This window comes from Streptosporangium sp. NPDC000563, assembly GCF_040299985.1.
Lineage (GTDB): Bacteria > Actinomycetota > Actinomycetes > Streptosporangiales > Streptosporangiaceae > Streptosporangium.
In genome coordinates, this window is record NZ_JBEPDA010000042.1 from 22,333 (window position 1) to 43,492 (window position 21,160).

The 21,160-nt window shown below is 72.3% G+C and carries 2 protein-coding genes (1 of these 2 cut by a window edge); both read right to left on the minus strand.

What is annotated here, in order from left to right; translation table 11 throughout:
• Window positions 1-19,220 carry part of the coding region annotated (locus ABT352_RS39425) for an SDR family NAD(P)-dependent oxidoreductase (protein ID WP_350950173.1) on the minus strand (this coding region is incomplete at its 3' end). The annotated region extends 22,332 nt beyond the left edge of the window, so 19,220 of the 41,552 annotated nt are shown.
• Between the two features lie 38 nt (window positions 19,221-19,258).
• Window positions 19,259-21,160, minus strand: a 1,902-nt coding sequence (locus ABT352_RS39430; protein WP_350950174.1) for a type I polyketide synthase, incomplete at its 5' end; no start/stop codon positions are given.

The following is a 21,160-nucleotide window of genomic DNA, read 5'->3' on the forward strand; positions in this document are numbered from 1 at the left end:
CGCTCCGCCTGTGCCCGCAGCGCCTCCGCCGACCGGCCGGAGACCAGGACCGGGACGGCGCCGTCCGACACGGGCGGGCGGTTCTCGGACTCCGTGCCCTCGGACTTCTCGTCCCGCTCTTCCGGCCGTTCGATGATCACGTGCGCGTTGGTGCCGCTGATGCCGAACGACGACACCGCCGCCCGGCGGGGGTGGTCGGCCGAGGGCCACTCGGCCGGCTCGGTCAGCAGCTCTATCGCGCCCGAGGTCCAGTCCACGTGCGAGGACGGCTCGTCCACGTGCAACGTCCTGGGCAGCACGCCGTGCCGCATCGCCATGACCATCTTGATCACACCGGCCACGCCGGAGGCCGCCTGGGTGTGACCGATGTTCGACTTCAGTGATCCGAGCAGCAGCGGACGGTCCTCCGGCCGGTCCTGGCCGTAGGTGGCGAGCAGCGCCTGGGCCTCGATCGGGTCGCCCAGCGCGGTGCCCGTGCCGTGGCCCTCGACCGCGTCCACCTCGGCGGGGGTCAGGCCGGCACCGGCCAGGGCCTGGCGGATCACCCGCTGCTGCGAGGGGCCGTTCGGCGCGGTCAGACCGTTGGAGGCGCCGTCCTGGTTCACCGCGGAACCCCGCAGGACGGCCAGGACCTGGTGGCCGTTGCGTCGCGCGTCGGACAACCGCTCCAGGACCACCATGCCGACGCCCTCGGCCCAGCTGGTGCCGTCGGCGGCGTCGGAGTAGGACTTGCAGCGTCCGTCGGCGGCGAGCCCGCCCTGAGCGCTGAACTCCACGATCCCCATCGGCGTGGCCACCACGGTCACACCGCCGGCCAGTGCCAGCGAGCAGTCGCCCGAGCGCAGCGCCTGCGCCGCCATGTGCATCGCCACCAGCGACGACGAACACGCGGTGTCCACCGTCACCGCCGGGCCCTCCAGCCCCAGCGTGTAGGACAGCCGGCCCGAGGTCACGCTTCCCGCCTGGCCCGTCACCATGAAACCGCGGGCCTCGTCCGACGGGATGTAGCCGGAACCGCTCGCGCCGACGTAGACACCGGTGTCGCTGCCCCGCAGCGACAGCGGGTCGATTCCGGCGCGTTCGAACGCCTCCCAGGTGGTTTCCAGCAGGACGCGCTGCTGCGGGTCCATCCCCAGGGCCTCACGCGGCGAGATCCCGAAGAACCCGGCGTCGAAGTCCGCGGCGTCGGACATGAAGCCGCCGTGGAAGTCCAGCTCGCCGTTCACCTGCCAGCCCCGGTCGACCGGCAGCGGGGAGATGGCGTCGCGCCCCTCGGTGACGAGCCGCCACAGATCCTCGGGAGAGCGCACCTCACCCGGATAGCGGCAGGCCATCGACACGATCACGATCGGGTCGTCGGCCACCGACGCGATCGCCGTCGGAACGACGACGTCACCGTGCTCACCCAGCAGTTCGGCCAGCAGGAACTCCGCCAGCACCACGGGGGTCGGGTAGTCGAACACCAGGGTGGCGGGCAGCCGCAGTCCGGTGGCGGCGTTGAGCCGGTTGCGCAGTTCGACGGCGGTGAGGGAGTCGAAGCCCAGCTCGCGGAACTCCCGCCGCACCTCCACCATCTGCGGAGAGTCGTGTCCCAGCGCCGTGGCGGCCTGGGCTCGGACCAGCTCGGTCACCAGCCGGCCGCGGTCGGCGGGGGGCAGCCCGGCCAGCTGCCGCAGCAGCGCCCCGTCCGCGCCCGACACCGGGGCCGCCGCCGTACGGCGGGTGCCCCGCACCAGCGAGCGCAGCAGCGGCGGTACCTCACCGAACGCCCGCAGCGCCGGCAGGTTGAGCCGGACCGGCGCGACCACCGGCGTGTCGCAGCCCAGGACCGCGTCGAACAGCGCCAGCCCCTCGGCGAAGGAGAAGAGCTGGAATCCCGCGGCCGTCAGCCGGCGGAGGTCCGTCTCGGAGAGCTCTCCGGCCATGCCTGCGTCCGCCGCCCACGGTCCCCACACCAGGGACAGGCCCGCCATGCCCTGGGCCCGGCGGTGCTGGGCGAGGGCGTCCAGGTAGGCGTTGGCCGCCGCGTAACCGCCCAGTCCCGCGCCGCCGACCAGCCCGGCCATCGAGGAGTACATGACGAAGGCGGTCAGGTCGAGGTCCCGGGTGAGCTCGTGCAGGTGCCAGGCGCCGTCGACCTTGGGCCCGAACACGTTGGCCAGCCGCCGGGCGTCCAGCGACGGGATCATGCCGTCGTCACGGACGCCCGCGGTGTGGACGACCGCGGTGAGCGGGTGCTCCGCCGGCACGCCGGCGAGCAGTTCCGCCACCTGGTCACGGTCGGCCAGGTCGCAGGCGACGACGGTGACCTCGACCCCGTGCGCGATCAGCTCCGCCTGCAACTCCACCGCGCCCGGAGCGTCCAGCCCTCTTCTGCTGGTCAGCAGCAGGTGCCGGACCCCGTGCTCGGCCACCAGATGCCGGGCCAGGTTGCTTCCCAGACCGCCCGTACCACCCGTGATCAGAACGGTGCCTTCGAGGTCCGGCCGCCGCGCGCCGTCCTCACCCGGGGTCAGGCGGACCAGCCGGGGAACGCGGACCACGTGTTCGCGGATCGCCATCTGGGGCTCGCCGCAGGCCAGCGCCTCGGGCAGTGCCGACAGCCCGGTCTCCCGCTCGTCCACGTCGACCAGTACGAAGCGTCCAGGGTTCTCGGCCTGCGCGACGCGTACGAGGCCCCAGACCGCGGCCGCCGCCGGATCGGTGACGATCTCGTCTTCCCCGCCGTCGACCGCACCTCGGGTGACCAGCACCAACCTCGACTCGCTGAACCGGTCGTCGGCCAGCCACTGCCTCAGCAGTTCCAGCACCCGGCCGGTCAGCTCCCGTGCCGCCGACGCCCCGGCCGCCCCGGCCGCCTCGGCCGCCTCGGCGGGCGAGCCGATCTCGACGGTCACGACGTCCGGCACCCGGTCCAGTGCCCCGGGCTCGGCCTGACCCGGCTCGGCCCAGCGCAGCTCGCTCAGCTCCGGACGGCCCGGTTCCGACCAGTCCAGCTCGACACAGTCCAGGCCGGCCACCGCGTCCGTCGGAGAGACGACCGTGGGCGCGACCACCCACTCCAGGGTGAACAGCGCGTCCCGCTCCGGTCCCTGGCCGCCGGAGGCGAGCATCTGGTCCGCGGACACCGGCCGGAACACCAGCGACTCCGCCGTCAGCACCGGCGCGCCCTCGGCGTCCACCGCCGCCAGCGACACCGAACCGCCTCCGGTCTTGACCAGCCGCACCCGCAACGCCGAAGCGCCGTTGGCGTGCAGGCAGACGCCGCTCCAGGAGAACAGCAGCCGCCCCTGGCCCGGCTCCGTCAGATCCATGAACGAGGCGGGCTGCAGCGCCGCGTCCAGCAGCGCGGGATGCAGGCCGAACAGACCGACGTCGCCGACCTCCTCCGGCACCTCGACCTCGGCGAAGATCTCCCCGTCGCGCTGCCAGGCCGCCCGCAGTCCCTTGAAGGTGGGTCCGTAGACCACGCCGCCCTCGGCCAGATCGTCGTACAGCCCGTCCAGCGCGATGGGCGCCGCGCCCTCGGGCGGCCAGACGGCCGTGTCGAACCGCGCCGTACGCGCTCCGACCCCCAGCACACCGGCCGCGTGCCGTACCCAGGGCTGGTCCGGCGCGTCGGCGAGCCGCGCGTAGATCGCGATGTTCCTGCGGCCCGTCTCGTCGGACGCGCTCACCACCACCTGGACGGCGACGGCGCCGTCCCGGGTGAGCACCAGCGGGGCGGCCAGGGTGAGCTCCTCCACCCGGTCGCAGCCGACCTGGTCCGCCGCCCTGATCGCCAGCTCGAGGAAGCCGGTGCCGGCGAACAGCGCCGTGTCGGCCACCGCGTGGTCGGCGAGCCAGGGGTGCGCGCGCACCGACATCAGGCCGGTGAGCAGCGCGCCGTCGGAGTCGGCGAGCCCGACCGCGGCGCCCAGCAGCGGATGCCCGGCCGCGACGAGGCCGAGCCCTCGGGCGTCGGCGATCCGCACCCCGCTCGGCCAGTAACGCCGATGCTGGAAGGCGTAGGTCGGCAGGTCGACCCGCCGGCCGCCGGTCAGCACCTGCTGCCAGTCCACCGTCACGCCCCGGACGAACAGCTCGGCCGCCGAGACCAGCACCCGGTCCAGGCCGCCCTCGTCGCGGCGCAGCGTCCCGGCGACCACCGCGGCCACCCCGGCCGCGTCCACGGCCTGCTCGATTCCCAGCGTCAGCAGCGGGTGCGGGCCGACCTCGACGAACACCCGGTACCGCTCCTCCAGCAGCCGCTCGACCGCCGGGGCGAACTCCACCGTCCGCCGCACGTTCTCGTACCAGTAGCCGGCGTCCAGTTCCGTGCCGTCCAGCCACCGCCCGGTCGCCGTCGACAACATCGCCACCCGCGCCGCACGCGGCGCCACCTCCGCCAGGTCCGCCAGCAGGTCGTCACGGAACCGCTCGACCTGGGGCGAGTGCGCGGCGAAGTCCGCGCCGGCCAGCTGCCAGCGCATGACGCCTCCGGCCGACAGGCGCCGCTCCAGCACCCGCATGGCCTCCCCGTCGCCGGCGACGGTGACCACCCTGGGCCCGTTGACCGCGGCGATCGAGATCCGGTCCAGCAGGCCGTCCTCGGCGAGCGCCGCACGCACCTGCTCCACCGGCGCCATCACCGACAGCATCACCCCGTGCCCGGACAGCCGCTCGGCGATCAGGCGGCTGCGCAGCGCCACCACCCGGGCGCCGTCCTGCAACGACAGGCCACCGGCCACCACCGCCGCCGCGATCTCGCCCTGCGAATGACCCACCACCGCGTCCGGGTGAACCCCCAGCGACTCCCACACCGCCGCCAGCGACACCATCACCGCGAACGAGACCGGCTGGACCACGTCCGCCCGCTCCAGTGACGGAGCACCCTCCACCTGCCGGATCACGTCCAGCAGCGACCAGTCCACGAACGGCTCCAGCGCCGCCGCGCACTCGGCCATCCGAGCCGCGAACACCGCCGACTCCTCCAGCAGGGCGGCGCCCATGCCCGCCCACTGCGCCCCCTGACCGGGGAACACCCACACCGTCAGGCCGTTCACGTCCGCCGAGCCGCGCACCACGCCCGCCGTGGAGTCTCCGGAGACGACCGCCGCCAGCCCTGCCAACAGCTCCTCCCGGTCGCCCCCGACCACCACCGCGCGGTGGTCGAACATCGACCGCGACGACACCAGCGACGAGCCCACGTCCACCGGGTCGAGCTCGCCCCTGGCCCGAACATGCGCCGCCAACCGCCCGGCCTGCGCCCGTACCGCGTCGGCCGTACGAGCCGAGATCACCCAGGGCAGTACGCCGCCCGCCGGTCCGGCGGGCTCCTCGGCCGCCGGCTCCGCCGCCTCGGGGCCCTGCTCAAGGATCATGTGGGCGTTGGTGCCGCTGATGCCGAACGACGACACCGCCGCCCGGCGGGGGTGACCGTTCCGCGGCCACTCGACCGGCTCGGTCAGCAGCTCCACCGCACCCGAGGCCCAGTCCACGTGCGAGGACGGCTCGTCCACGTGCAGCGTCCGGGGCAGCATGCCGTGCCGCAGGGCCATCACCATCTTGATCACACCTGCGACGCCCGCGGCGGCCTGGGTGTGACCGATGTTCGACTTCACCGAACCCAGCAGCAGCGGCCGGTCCTCCGGCCGGTCCTGGCCGTACGTCGCCAGCAGCGCCTGCGCCTCGATCGGGTCGCCCAGGGCGGTGCCGGTGCCGTGCGCCTCGACCGCGTCCACCTCGTCGGCGGACAGCCCGGCGACGGCCAGGGCCTTGCGGATCACCCGCCGCTGCGAGGGGCCGTTCGGCGCGGTCAGGCCGTTGGACGCGCCGTCCTGGTTGATCGCCGACCCGCGAACGATCGCGAGCACCTGGTGGCCGTTGCGCTGGGCGTCCGACAGCCGCTCCAGCATCACCAGGCCGACACCCTCGGACCATCCGATGCCGTTCGCCGAGTCGGAGAACGCCTTGCAGCGGGCGTCCGGTGCGAGGCCGCCCTGCTCACCGAGTTCTCCGAACGCCGCGAGCGTCGATATGACGGTGACGCCACCGGCCACCGCGAGCGAGCACTCCCCGTTGCGCAGGGCCTGTGCCGCCATGTGGATGGTCACCAGCGACGACGAGCACGCGGTGTCCACCGTCACCGCCGGACCTTCCAGGCCCAGGGTGTAGGAGATCCGGCCGGAGGCCACACTGGCCAGCTGCCCGGTCATGATGTGACCGCGAGACTCCTCCCCCGGCATGTAGCCCGAGCCGACGGAGCCGATGAACACGCCGGTGTCGCTGCCGCGCAACGAGTCGGGGTCGATGCCCGCGTTCTCCAGGACCTCCCAGGCCGCCTCCAGCAGCAGTCGCTGCTGCGGGTCCATCGCGAGCGCCTCACGTGGCGAGATCCGGAAGAACTCCGCGTCGAACTCGGGCGCGTCGAAGACGAATCCGCCCTTCAGGTCGATGTCACCGTGGGTCTGCCAGCCTCTGTCGGTCGGCAGCGGGGTGATGGCGTCCTGTCCCTCGATGACCAGCCGCCACAGGTCGTCCGGGGAGTTCACCCCGCCGGGGTAGCGGCAGGCCATCGAGACGATCGCGATCGGGTCGTCCCCGACCGAGACCGTGGCCACCGGCAGGATGGCGTCGCCGTGCGCGCCGAGCACCTCGCTCAGCAGATACTCTCCCAGCGCGGTGGGGGTGGGGTAGTCGAAGACGAGGGTGGAGGGCAGCCGCAGCCCGGTGGCGGTGTTGAGGCGGTTGCGCAGTTCGATCGCGGTCAGCGAGTCGAAGCCCAGCTCGCGGAACTCCCGCCTGACGTCCACCGCCTCCAGCGAGGGGTACCCGAGGACGGCCGCGGCCTGGGTGCGGACCAGGTCGGTCACGAACCGGGTCCGCTCGGCCTGCGTCAACCCGGCCAACTGCCGCAACAGGGTGCCCTCGCCCAGGGCGGGCGCCGATGCCGCCGTACGGCGGGTGCCGCGCACCAGGCCGCGCAGCAGCGGCGGCACCAGCTGAGCGGGCATCGCCGGTACGTTCAGCCGCACCGGGACCACCAGCGGCGCATCCGAGTCGATGGCGGCGTCGAACAGCTCCAGCCCCTGCTCGGTGGTGATCGGCGGCAACCCGGCCGCGGTCATCCGCTGCACGTCGGCCTGCGACATGGCCCCGGTCATCCCGGTGGCCTGCGCCCACAGTCCCCAGGCCAGCGACAGCCCCGGCAGTCCCTGCGCCCGGCGCCGCGCCGTCAACGCGTCCAGCCAGGCGTTCGCCGCCGCGTAGTTACCCTGACCCGCACCGCCCATCAGCCCGGCGAGCGAGGAGAACACCACGAACCCGGCCAGATCCATGCCCTCGGTCAGCTCGTGCAGATGCCACGCCGCGTCCACCTTCGGCCGCAGCACCGCATCCAGCCGCTCCGGCGTCAGCGAGGCGATCGTGCCGTCGTCCAGCACACCGGCCGCGTGGATCACCGCGGTCAGCGGATGATCGGCGTCCACCCCGGCCAGCAGCGCCGCGACCGCGTCCCGGTCGGCCATGTCGCACGCCGCGACCGTGACCTCGACCCCGTGCGCGATCAGCTCGGCCTGCAGCTCCACCGCACCCGGAGCCTCCAGACCCCGGCGGCTGACCAGCAGCAGATGCCGCATCCCGTGCTCAGCCACCAGATGCCGGGCCACCTCCGCACCCAGACCACCCGTCCCACCGGTGATCAACACCGTGCCCTCCGGGTCCCAGACCCGGGGCATCGTCAGCACGATCTTGCCGGTGTGCCTGGCCTGGCTCATGAACCGGAACGCCTCCCGGCCACGGCGCACGTCCCACGCCGTCACCGGCAACGGCCGCAACTCACCCGCCGCGAACAACTCCATCAACTCGGCCAGGATCTGCCGCAGCCGCTCGGGCCCGGCGTCCAGCACGTCGAACCAGTGGTACTCCAGGCCGGGGAACTGCTCCTGGTCGCGGATGTCGAGCTTGCCCATCTCCACGAACCGGCCCCCGGGGCGCAGCAGTCGCGCCGAGGCGTCGATGAACTCACCCGTCAACGAGTTGAGCACCACGTCGACGCCCCGCTCACCGCACACCGCGCGGAACCGCTCCTCGAACTCCAGGGTGCGCGAGGAGGCGATGTGATCGTCGGGGATGCCCATCGACCGCAGCACGTCCCACTTCGCCGGACTCGCGGTCGCGAAGACTTCCACCCCCAGCCGCTGCGCCAGCTGGATCGCCGCCATCCCGGTCCCACCGGTGCCCGCGTGCACCAGCAGCGACTCGCCCTCGCGCAGGCCGGCCAGATCCATCAATCCGTAGTAGGTGGTGAGGAACGAGACCGGGATCGTCGCGGCCTCCTCGAAGGAGACTCCGTCGGGGATCCTGGTCACCCCGCCGGCACCGGTGACCACCACCGGGCCGAAACCGCCCTCGGTCAGACCGACCACGCGGTCACCCACGCGCAGGTCCTCCACCCCGGGGCCGACCTCAAGCACCACACCGGCGGCCTCGCCACCCATCAGGCCGACCTTGTCCTGGAACCACCCCAGCGCGTTCAACCCGTCCAGCAGGTCACGGAAGTTCACCCCCGCCGCCCGCACCGCCACCCGAACCTGACCGGCCTCCAGCGGCTCGCTCGCCTGCGGGAACGGCAGCAACTCCAACGCGTCCAGGCTGCCCTTGGCCCGGCTGCCCAACCGCCACGCCTTCTCACCGGCCGGAGGCAACAGACCCGCACCCGAGGTCAGCGACGCCAACCTCGGCACCCGCACCCCACCCTCACGCACCGCCACCTGCGGCTCACCGGAAGCCAGCACCCCGCTCAGCAGTGCGGGAAGCACGGGAAGCGCAACCCTCGGCGCATCGGGCGAGGTCTCATCCGCAGCCGGGTCCGGATACTCGTCTCCGTACTCACCATGGCGCAGATCGACCAGCGCGAACCGGCCCGGGTTCTCCGACTGCGCACTACGCACCAGCCCCCACACGGCAGCTGCCGCCAGATCGGAGACCGTCTCATCGTCACCGGCCGCGACCGCGCCCCGGGTGACGAACACCAGACGCGAATCGCCGAACCGCTCGTCGGCCAGCCACCCCTGCAACAGAGCCAGCACCCCGGCCGTCGCCGCACGCGCCGAGGCCACCGCGTCCCCGGCGGAATCGGCCACCACCCCGGCCAGCACCGTCCCCGGCACCGCCCCCGCCTCGCCCAACGCCGACAGATCACGGTGAACCGGCACCGAGTGCCCGGCCGACTCCCACATCGCCACGAGGCCCAGGGCGTCCGGCTCGAACCCGGAGAAACCGACCACCGCCACCGGCGCAGGGTCAGCCACCGAAATCTCGGAAAGCGGGGTCCAGTCCAGCCGGAACAGCCCATCCCGCTCCGCCACCTGACCGCCGCCGACGGCGAGCTGATCAGGCGTGAACGGGCGCAGCACCAGCGACCGCGCCGACAGCACCGGCTCGCCCGCGGCGTCCACCGCCGTCAGCGACACGGCGTCATCACCCGTCCGGAGCAGTCGCACGCGCAGCATCGCCGCTCCGGTGGCCTGCAGGTTCACCTGCCCCCAGGAGAACGGCAACCGGCCGCCCTCGACCGGCTCCAGCCCCACGAACGGCACCGCGTGCAGCGCCGCGTCCAGCAGCGCCGGATGCACCCCGAACGAACCCGCGCTCGACGCCGTCTGCTCGGGCAGCGCGACCTCGGCGAACACCTCACCATCGGCACCACGCCAGGCCGCCCGCAGCCCCTGGAACACCGGGCCGTACTCGAACCCGCCCGCGGCCAGCCCTTCGTACGCCCCGTCCAGCCCGATCGCGGTCGCGCCGGCCGGAGGCCAGACCGTCGCGTCGAACGGCCCGGCATCGGGAGCACCGGTGGCCGGGGCGCCGACGGCCAGCGTGCCGGTGGCGTGCCGCACCCACGGCACATCGTCGGCGGCTTGTGCCGACCGGGCGTAGACGTTCACGCTCCGGTGACCCGTCTCCTGCGCGGCCCCCACCCACACCTGCACCGCGACGGCGTCGGTCTCACCCAGCACCAGCGGCGCCGTCAGGGTGAGCTCCTCCACCAGGTCACAACCGACCTGGTCACCGGCACGCACCGCCAGCTCAAGGAAACCGGTCCCCGGGAAGATCACCGTTCCGGCCACCGCGTGATCGGCGAGCCACGGATGCGACGAGAGCGACAACCGCCCGGTCAGCAGCACACCGTTGGAGTCGGCCAGGCCCACGGCGGCGCCCAGCAGCGGATGCCCCGCCACCGCCAGCCCAGCCGCGGCCACGTTGCCCACCTGGGAACCCGCTCCCACCGGCCAGAACCGCTCATGCTGGAAGGCGTAGGTGGGCAGATCCACCCGCCGGCCACCGGGCAGCACCTGCTGCCAGTCCACTGCCACGCCGCGCACGAACAGCTCGGCCGCCGACGTCAGCACCCGCTCCAGGCCGCCCTCATCGCGGCGCAGCGTCCCGGCGATCACGGCCTCCACCTCGGCCGCGTCCACGCACTCACCGACCCCGACCGTCAGCACCGGATGCGAGCTCACCTCGACGAACACCCGATACCGCTGCTCCAGCAACTGCCCGACCGCCGGAGCGAAGCCCACCGTGCGCCGCAGATTGTCACACCAGTACCCGCCATCGAGCTCCTGGCCCTCCAGCCACTGGCCGGTCACCGTCGACAGCATCGGCACCCGCACCGGCTGCGGCGCCACCCCCGCCAGGACCTCGGCCAGCTCTTCGGCGATCAGATCCACCTGCGCCGAATGCGAGGCGTAATCCACCGCGATCCGCCGCACCCGCACCTCTTCAGTGCCCAGTTGCTCCACCAGTTCCTCGACGGCTGCGATCTCACCGGCCACCACCACCGAGTTCGGGCCGTTCACCGCCGCCACCGAGATCCGCCCGTCCCAGGCAGCCACCCGCTCGGCGACTCGCTCGACCGGGAGCGCGACCGACGCCATCGCCCCCAACCCCGCCAGCCCACGCCCGATCACCTGACTGCGCAGCGCCACCACCCGGGCGCCGTCCTGCAACGACAGGCCACCGGCCACCACCGCCGCCGCGATCTCCCCCTGCGAATGCCCCACCACCGCGTCCGGCCGCACTCCCAGCGACTCCCACGCCGCCGCCAACGACACCATCACCGCGAACGAGACCGGCTGGACCACATCCACGCGATCCAGCCCCGGCGCACCCTCCACCTGCCGGATCACCTCCAGCAGCGACCAGTCCACGAACGGCTCCAACGCCGCCGCACACTCCGCCATCCGCGCCGCGAACACCGCCGACTCCTCCAACAGAGCCGCACCCATCCCCACCCACTGCGCCCCCTGACCCGGGAACACCCACACCGACTTGCCCACCACATCGGCCACCCCGGACACCACACCCGCCGTGGGCTCACCCGAAGCCACCGCACCCAACCCCGCCAGCAAACCCCCACGATCCCCGCCGACCACCACCGCACGGTGCTCGAACACCGACCGCGACCCCACCAGCGACGACCCCACATCCACCGGGTCAAGCTCGTCGGCCGTCTCCACCAGCGCACCCAGACGGCTCGCCTGCTCGCGCAACGCCTCCTCGGTCTTCGCAGACACCACCCACGGCACCGCACCCGGCGCCTGGCCCTGGTCACGCGACTCCCGCTCAGGAACCTCCGGCCCCTGCTCCAAGATCACGTGCGCGTTGGTGCCGCTGATCCCGAACGACGACACACCCGCCCGACGCGGACGACCCGTCTGAGGCCACTCGACCTGCTCGGTCAGCAGCTCCACCGCACCCGAGGCCCAGTCCACATGCGACGACGGCTCGTCCACGTGCAACGTCCTGGGCAGCACCCCATGGCGCATCGCCATGACCATCTTGATCACACCGGCCACACCCGCCGCCGCCTGGGCGTGACCGAGGTTCGACTTGATCGACCCCAGCAGCAGCGGCCGATCCTCGTCCCGATCCTGACCGTAGGTCGCCAGCAACGCCTGCGCCTCGATCGGGTCACCCAGCGTCGTCCCCGTACCGTGGCCCTCGACCGCGTCCACCTCGGACACCGAGAGCCCCGCCCCGGCCAGCGCCTGACGGATCACCCGCTGCTGGGAGGGACCGTTCGGCGCCGTCAACCCGTTCGACGCGCCGTCCTGGTTCACCGCAGAACCCCGCACCACCGCCAGCACCTGGTGGCCGTTGCGGCGGGCGTCCGACAGCCGCTCCAGCACCAGCATGCCCACACCCTCGGACCAGTTGACCCCGTCGGCCGCATCCGAATACGACTTGCACCGGCCGTCATCGGCCAGCCCGCCCTGGGCACTGAAGTCGATGAACGGTCCCGGGTTGGCCATCACGGTCACACCGCCGGCCAGCGCCAGCGAGCAGTCACCGCTCCGCAGCGCCTGCGATGCCAGATGCAACGCCACCAGCGAGGAGGAGCACGCGGTGTCCACCGTCACCGCCGGGCCCTCCAGCCCGAAGGTGTAGGAAAGGCGACCGGTCGCCACGCTTCCGGCGGTGCCGGTGCCGACGAACCCCATCACCTCCGGCGGGAACGACACGCTGGTCGCGTAGTCGTGGTACATGACCCCGGCGAACACGCCGGTACGGCTGCCGCGCAGCGACGCCGGGTCGATCCCGGTCCGCTCGATCGCCTCCCACGACGTCTCCAGCAACAACCGCTGCTGCGGGTCCATCGCGAGCGCCTCACGCGGCGAGATCCCGAAGAACCCCGGATCGAACTCCCCGGCCTCGTGCAGGAAACCGCCCTCACGCACGTAACTGGTGCCCCGGTTCTCCCGATCGGGGCTGTAGAACGCCGCCGGATCCCAGCCACGCGTGGTCGGGAACGGCGAGATCGCGTCCGTGCCCTCGGTGACCAGTCGCCACAGGTCCTCCGGAGAGGTGACCCCGCCCGGATAGCGGCACGCCATGCCCACGATCACGATGGGGTCGTCGGCCACCGGCCGGACCGCGCTGGGAGCCACCACGTCCGCGTGCTCACCGAGCAACTCGGCCAGCAGGAACTCCGCCAGCACGGCCGGCGTCGGGTAGTCGAACACCAGCGTGGCCGGCAACCGCAACCCGGTCGTGCCGTTCAGCCGGTTGCGAAGATCCACCGAGGTCAACGAGTCGAACCCCAGCTCGCGGAACTCCCGCCGCACCTCCACCGTCTCCGGCGAGACGTGCCCCAGCACCAGGGCCACCTCGGTACGTACCAGGTCCACCAGGACCTCGGCGCGTTCGGCCACCGTGAGCGGAGCCAGTCGCTGGAGCAGCGTGCTGGCCGCCTCCGACCTCCCCGCGGCGGACCGGCGCCTTCCCCGCACCAGCTTGCGCAGCAGCGGCGGAACCTCGCCCTGCGCGCGGAGCACCGGCAGATCCAGCCGGACCGGGGCCACGACCGGTTCGCCGGAACGGATCGCCGCCTCGAACAGGGCGACGCCCTGCTCCGGTGCGATCGGTGGCGTGCCGGCACGGGCCAGCCGCTCCATGTCGCCGTCGCTCAGGGTGCCCGTCATCCCACTGTCCTGAGCCCACGCACCCCAGACCAGTGACAACCCGGCCAGCCCGGCGGCCCCACGGTGCTGAGCCAGCGCGTCGAGGAACGAGTTCGCCGCGGCGTAGTTGCCCTGCCCGGGAGCTCCGATCACACCCGCCACCGACGAGAACATGACGAACTCGGCCAGATCCAGGCCCTGGGTGAGCTCGTGCAGATGCCAGGCGGCGTCCACCTTCGGCCGCAGCACCGCATCCAGCCGCTCCGGTGTCAGCGAGAGAATGGTCCCGTCGTCCAGCACACCGGCGGTGTGGATCACCGCGGTCAGCGGATGATCGGCATCGATCCCGGCCAGCAGGTCCTCGACTTGACCTCGGTCGGTCACATCGCAGGCGGCGACGGTGACCTCGACTCCGTGCGCGATCAGCTCGGCCTGCAACTCCACCGCGCCCGGAGCCTCCAGACCCCGGCGGCTGACCAGCAAAAGGCGCCGTACCCCGTGCTCGGCCACCGCATGCCGCGCGAACAACGCGCCCAGACCGCCGGTGCCGCCGGTGATGAGCACCGTGCCCTGCGGGTCCCAGACCCGGGGCATGGTGAGCACGATCTTGCCGGTGTGCCTGGCCTGGCTCATGAACCGGAACGCCTCCCGGCTCCGGCGCACGTCCCAGGTCGTCACCGGCAACGGCCGCAGCTCACCCGCCGCGAACAACTCCATCAACTCGGCCAGGATCTGCCGCAGCCGCTCGGGCCCGGCGTCCATCACGTCGAACCAGTGGTACTCCAGCCCCGGGAAGCTCTCCTGGTCGCGGATGTCGAGCTTGCCCAACTCGACGAACCGGCCCCCGGGGCGCAGCAGACGCGCCGAGGCGTCGATGAACTCACCCGTCAACGAGTTGAGCACCACATCGACGCCCCGCTCACCGCACACCGCGCGGAACCGCTCCTCGAACTCCACACTCCGCGACGAGGCGATGTGATCGTCCGGGATGCCCATCGACCGCAGCGCATCCCACTTCGCCGGACTCGCGGTCGCGAAGACCTCGACCCCGAGCCGCTGGGCCAGCTGGATCGCCGCCATCCCGGTCCCACCGGCGCCCGCGTGCACCAGCAGCGACTCGCCCTCGCGCAAACCGGCCAGATCCATCAGCCCGTAGTAGGTGGTGAGGAACGCCACCGGGATCGTCGCGGCCTGCTCGAACGAGAACCCGTCGGGAATCTTGACCAACCCGCCGGCACCGGCGACCACCACCGGGCCGAAACCACCCTCGACCAGGCCGACCACGCGGTCACCCACGCGCAGGTCCTCGACACCGGGACCGACCTCAAGGACCACTCCGGCGGCCTCGCTGCCCATCAGGCCGACCTTGTCCTGGAACCAGCCGAGTGCGTTCAGCCCGTCCAGCAGGTCACGGAAGTTCACCCCCGCCGCACGCACCGCCACCCGAACCTGCCCGCTCTGCAGCGGCTCGGCCGCCGCCGGAAACGGAAGCAACTCCAGCGCGTCCAGGCTGCCCTTGGCCCGGCTGCCCAACCGCCACGAACCCGCACCGACCGGAGGCAACAGACCCGCACCCGAGGTCAGCGACACCAGCCTCGGCACCCGCACCCCACCCGCTCGTACCGCCACCTGCGGCTCACCGGAGGCGAACACCATGGGCAGCATCCCGGGCAGAGCCGCCAGCGACTCCTGGTCTTCGTCGATGTCGACCAGCAGGAACCTGCCCGGGTTCTCCGACTGGGCACTGCGCACCAATCCGCACACCGCGGCGGCCGGCAGATCCGACACCACCTCACCGTCTTCGGCGGCGACCGCACCCCGGGTCACGAACACCAGCTGTGAATCGCGATACCGCTCGTCGGCGAGCCACTGGCGCAGCAGGTCGAGAACACGCGTGGTGAGGAGGTGCGTCGCGTCCACCACCGCGCCGGCCCGATCGGAGACCACTTCGGTCACCACGACCCCCGGTGCCCGGTCCGTGTCCCCGAAGGTCGACGGATCCGCGAGGTCGAGCGCGTCAAGGGCGGCCACCGTCACCCTGGGCGCGGGGTCGGCCACCGGTGCCACCCGCGCCGACGGCAGCGCCGTCCACTCCACCCTGAACAGGGGGTCCTGTTCGCTCCGGCGGCCGCCTTCGCCGGTGGTCGCCGCGATCGGGCGCAGTACGAGTGACCGCGCCGTCAGCACCGGTTCACCCGTGACATCGGCCACCGTCAACGAGACGGCGTCGCCCTCGGTCCTGGCCAGTCGTACCCGCAGTGCCGACGCCCCACCGGCGTGCAGGCACACCTCACCCCAGGAGAACGGCAGGCGGGTGCCTTCGGCATCGTCCAGTCCCGCGAAGGTCACCACGTGCAGTGCCGCGTCCAGCAGGGCCGGATGCACGCCGAACGAACCGGCGTCCGACTCAAGCCGGCTCGGCAGGCTCACCTCGGCGAAGATCTCGTCATCATGCCGCCAGGCCGCCCGCAGTCCCTGGAACAGCGGCCCATAGCTCAGTCCGCCCTCGGCGAGCTGCTCGTACAGCCCGTCCAGCTCGATCGCGGACGCGCCCCGGGGCGGCCAGACGTCGGTGTCGAGTCGCTCGGCGACCTGGCCGCCGGCGGCGAGGACACCGACCGCGTGCCGTACCCACGGCTCGTCGTCGTCGGCCGTGGCCGGCCGGGTGTAGATGCTCAGGTCGCGCCGGCCGGACTCCTCGGCGCCCACCCACACCTGCACCGCGACGGTGTCGGTCTCGCCCAGCACCAGCGGCGTCGCCAGGGTGAGCTCCTCCACCAGGTCGCAGCCGACCTGGTCACCGGCTCGGATGGCGAGCTCCAGGAACGCGGTGCCGGGGAAGAGCACCCTTCCGGCCACGACGTGATCGGCCAGCCACGCCTGCGACCGCAACGACAACTGGCCGGTCAGCAGTACGCCGTCCGAGGCGGCGAGCGCCACGGCGGCGCCCAGCAAAGGGTGCCCCGCCGCGGCCAGTCCCAGGTTTCTGGCGTCACCCATCCGCCGTTCGCGGGGCCAGTACCACTCGTGCTGGAACGGGTAGGTGGGCAGGTCGACCCGGTGCCCGCCCGGCAGCACCGAACGCCACTCCACCGGCACACCGTGCACGTGCAGCTCGGCGAGCGCCGTCATCGCCGCCGTGTGCTCGTCGCGGTCCTTACGCAGTACCGGCACGAACACGGCGTCCGGCTCGCGCGCCTCCGCGTCGGTGGCGAGGGTGTCGGCGGCCATCGCGGTGAGCACCCCGTCGGGGCCCAGCTCCAGATACGCCCGCACACCCTGGCCGTGCAGAGTGCGCACGCCGTCGGCGAAGCGGACCGCCCCACGCACCTGATCCACCCAGTACTCCGGTGAGCACAGCTGCTCGTCGGTGGCGAGCTCCCCGGTCAGCGTCGAGACCACCGGGATCCGCGGCGGGTCGTAGGACAGCGTCGCCGCCACCGCCCGGAACTCCTCCAGCATCGGATCCATCAACGGCGAATGGAACGCGTGCGACACCCGCAACCGCCTCGTCCGCACCCCCCGCTCCTCCAGGGCGGCGGCCACCTCCAGCACGGCCTCCTCGGTACCGGAGATCACCACCGACGCGGGACCGTTCACCGCCGCGACCGACACCTCCTTCTCCCGCCCGGCCAGCAGCTCGACGACCACCTCTTCGGAGGCCCGCACCGACACCATCGCCCCACCCGCGGGCAGCGCCTGCATCAACCGCGCCCGCGCCGCCACCAACGCACACGCGTCCTGCAACGACAGCACACCGGCCACATGCGCCGCGGCGATCTCCCCGACCGAATGCCCGGCCAGCACATCCGGCGCCACCCCCCAGGACTCCACCAGCCGGAACAACGCCGTCTCCACCGCGAACAGCGCCGGCTGCGCCCACCCTGTCTGGTCCAGCGCCTCCGCCTGCGTCGATCCCGGCTCGGCGAACAGCACCTCACGCAACGACCCCTCAAGCAGCGGATCCAGCTCGGCGATCACCGCGTCCAACGCGGTCGCGAACACCGGGAACCGCGCATACAACTCCCGGCCCATCCCGGCCCGCTGACTGCCCTGACCGGTGAACAACACCGCGAGTTCCGGCTGCGCCCCGGCCAGCCCGCGCACCACACCCGCACCCGGCAGGTCCCCGGCCAGCGCACCCAGCCCGGCCAGCACACCCTCACGACCATCGGCCAGCACCACCGCCCGATGCTCGAACGCCGACCGCGTCGTCGCCAGCGAGAACGCCACATCGGCCAACCCGAGACCGGGCTCACCCTCCAGGAACGACACGAGCTGCCCGGCCTGCGCCCGCAACGCCCCCGCCGTACGACCCGACACCACCACCGGCACCACACCCGCGCCCGCCGGTGCCCGCTCATCCGCGCCAGGCACGGCGTCAGGAGCTCCCGGCCCCTGTTCGATGATGACGTGCGCGTTCGTGCCGCTGAAACCGAACGACGACACACCCGCCCGCCACGGCCGATCCACCTGGGGCCACGGCCTGCTCTCGGTCAGCAGTTCCACCGCTCCCGAGGCCCAGTCCACGTGCGAGGAGGGCTCGTCCACGTGCAGCGTCCGAGGCAGCACCCCGTGCCGCATCGCGAGCACCATCTTCATCACACCCGCCACACCGGCCGCCGCCTGCGTGTGACCGATGTTCGACTTCACCGACCCCAGCAGCAGCGGCCGGTCCTCCGGCCGATCCTGGCCGTACGTCGCCAGCAATGCCTGCGCCTCGATCGGGTCCCCCAGCGTGGTGCCGGTGCCGTGCGCCTCCACCACGTCCACGTTCGCGGGAGTGAGTCCGGCGCCGGCGAGCGCCTGGCGGATCACCCGCTGCTGGGAAGGACCGTTCGGCGCGGTCAACCCGTTGGACGCGCCGTCCTGGTTGATCGCCGAACCCCGCACCACCGCCAGCACCTCGTGGCCGTTGCGCTGGGCGTCCGAGAGCCGTTCCAGCACCAGCATGCCGATGCCCTCGGCCCAGCTCGTGCCGTCCGCCGCGTCGGAGAACGCCTTGCACCGCCCGTCACCGGCCAGGCCGCCCTGCGCACTGAAGTCGATGAACATTCCGGGCGTGGCCATCACGGTCACGCCTCCGGCCAGGGCCAGGTCGCACTCGCCCGAGCGCAGCGCCTGCGCGGCCAGGTGCAGCGCGACCAGCGACGACGAGCAGGCGGTGTCCACCGTCACCGCCGGCCCCTCCAGGCCCAGCGTGTAGGCGATACGCCCGGTGGCGATGCTTCCCGCGGTGCCGGTGCTGACGAAGCCCCGCACGTCCAGCGGGAACTCGACGCTCGGACCGTAGTCGTGGTAGATCACACCGGCGAACACGCCCGTGTGGCTGCCGCGCAGCGAGACCGGGTCGATCCCGGCCCGCTCGAAAGCCTCCCAGGAGACCTCAAGAAGCAACCGCTGCTGCGGGTCCATCGCCAGCGCCTCACGCGGCGAGATCCCGAAGAACCCGGGATCGAACACCCCCGCGTCGTGCAGGAAGCCGCCCTCACGCACATAACTGGTACCCCGGCTCTCCCGGTCCGGGTTGTACACCATCCCGAGGTCCCAGCCACGCGACGTCGGGAACTCCCCGATCCCGTCCCCACCCTCGGACACAAGACGCCACAGGTCCTCAGGGGAGTTGACATCCCCGGGGAAGCGGCACGCCATCGAGACAATCGCGATCGGATCGTGCCTGCCCGACTCGACCTCCTGGAGCCGCCGACGGGTCTCGCGCAGGTCGGCGGCGACCGACTTCAGGTAGTCAACGAGCTTCCGGTCCTGCGACATCGGCGCGTACCTCCGAAGTACTCCGAGGCGAGCCGGGATCACAGCTCTTTCAAGTGACCCAGTTCGCTTTCGATGATGCCGAGAAGGTCCTCGGCACTCGCTGATTCGAGCATGTCTGCGACAGCGATTTCACTAGTTCCTGCGCCGCTGCCGCTCACCTTGCCCAGCAGCTGCCGAAGCCGGGTCGCGATGCCGTTCCGAGTGATTTCGTCCATCGTGTCCTCGGAAAGGGCTGCCTCGAACCGGTCGAGGTCCTCCAGCAACGAGGGCTTCGCGACCTCGGTCTCTCCGGGAGCGATCTCCGCGAGGAGATGTTCGGCGAGCACGGTGGGGGTGGGGTAGTCGAAGACGAGGGTGGAGGGCAGCCGCAGCCCGGTGGCGGTGTTGAGGCGGTTGCGCAGTTCGATCGCGGTCAGCGAGTCGAAGCCCAGCTCGCGGAACTCGCGCCGTACCTCCACCGCCGTGGAGTCGGGGTGTCCGAGTACGGCGGCGGCCTGGGCTCGGACCAGGTCGATCAGCATGCGGATCCGCTTGGGGTGGGGCAGGTCGGCGAGTCGCCGGGACAGTGCCGCGCCCGCGCCGTCACCGCCGGTCTCGGAGAGCGCGGCGGCCGTACGGCGGGTGCCGCGCACCAGGCCGCGGAACAACGGCGGCACCTGCTCCTGCGGCAGTGTCGGCGGGTTCAGCCGCACCGGGATCACGAGTGGTGAGTCAGACCCGATCGCCGCGTCGAACAGCGCCAGCCCCTGCTCGGTGGTGATCGGCGGCAACCCGGCCGCGGTCATCCGCTGCACGTCGGCCTGCGACATGCCCTCGGTGATCCCGGTCGTCTGCGCCCACAGTCCCCAGGCCAGCGACAGCCCCGGCGATCCCTGAGCCCGGCGCCGCGCCGTCAACGCGTCCAGCCAGGCGTTCGCCGCCGCGTAGTTACCCTGACCCGCACCGCCCATCAGCCCGGCGAGCGAGGAGAACACCACGAAACCGGCCAGATCCATGCCCTCGGTCAGCTCGTGCAGGTGCCAGGCGGCGTCCACCTTCGGCCGCAGCACCCCGGCCAGCCGCTCCGACGTGAGCGAGGCGATCGTGCCGTCGTCCAGCACACCCGCGGTGTGGATCACCGCCGTCAGCGGATGCTCCTCCGGAACCCCCGCCAGCAGCGCCGCCACCTGATCGCGGTCGGCCACGTCACAGGCGGCCACGGTCACCTGAGCGCCTCGCGCTGCCAGCTCACGCTCCAGGTCCCGCGCGCCGGCCGCCTCCGCGCCTCGGCGGCTGGCCAGCAGCAGGTGCCGTACGTCGTGCTCGGCCACCAGGTGCCGGGCCAGCTCCGCGCCCAGACCGCCCGTGCCGCCGGTGATCAACACCGTGCCCTGCGCGTCCCAGCGCCGAGGCATGGTGAGCACGATCTTGCCGGTGTGCTTCGCCTGGCTCATGAACCGGAACGCCTCCCGGCCCCGGCGCACATCCCACGCCGTCACCGGCAACGGCCGCAACTCACCCGCCGCGAACAACTCCATCAACTCGGCGAGAATCCGCTCCAGCCGCTCAGAGCCGGCATCCATCACATCGAACCAGTGATACTCCAACCCCGGGAAACTCTCCTGCTCACGAATGTCGAGCTTGCCCATCTCCACGAACCGGCCACCCGGACGCAGCAGACGCGCCGAGGCGTCGATGAACTCACCCGTCAACGAGTTGAGCACCACATCGACGCCCCGCTCACCACACACCGCGCGGAACCGCTCCTCGAACTCCACACTCCGCGACGAGGCGATGTGATCATCCGGGATGCCCATCGACCGCAGCACGTCCCACTTCGCCGGACTCGCGGTCGCGAAGACCTCCACCCCGAGCCGCTGCGCCAGCTGAATCGCCGCCATACCCACACCACCGGTGCCCGCGTGCACCAGCAGCCGCTCCCCCGCCCGCAACCGGGCCAG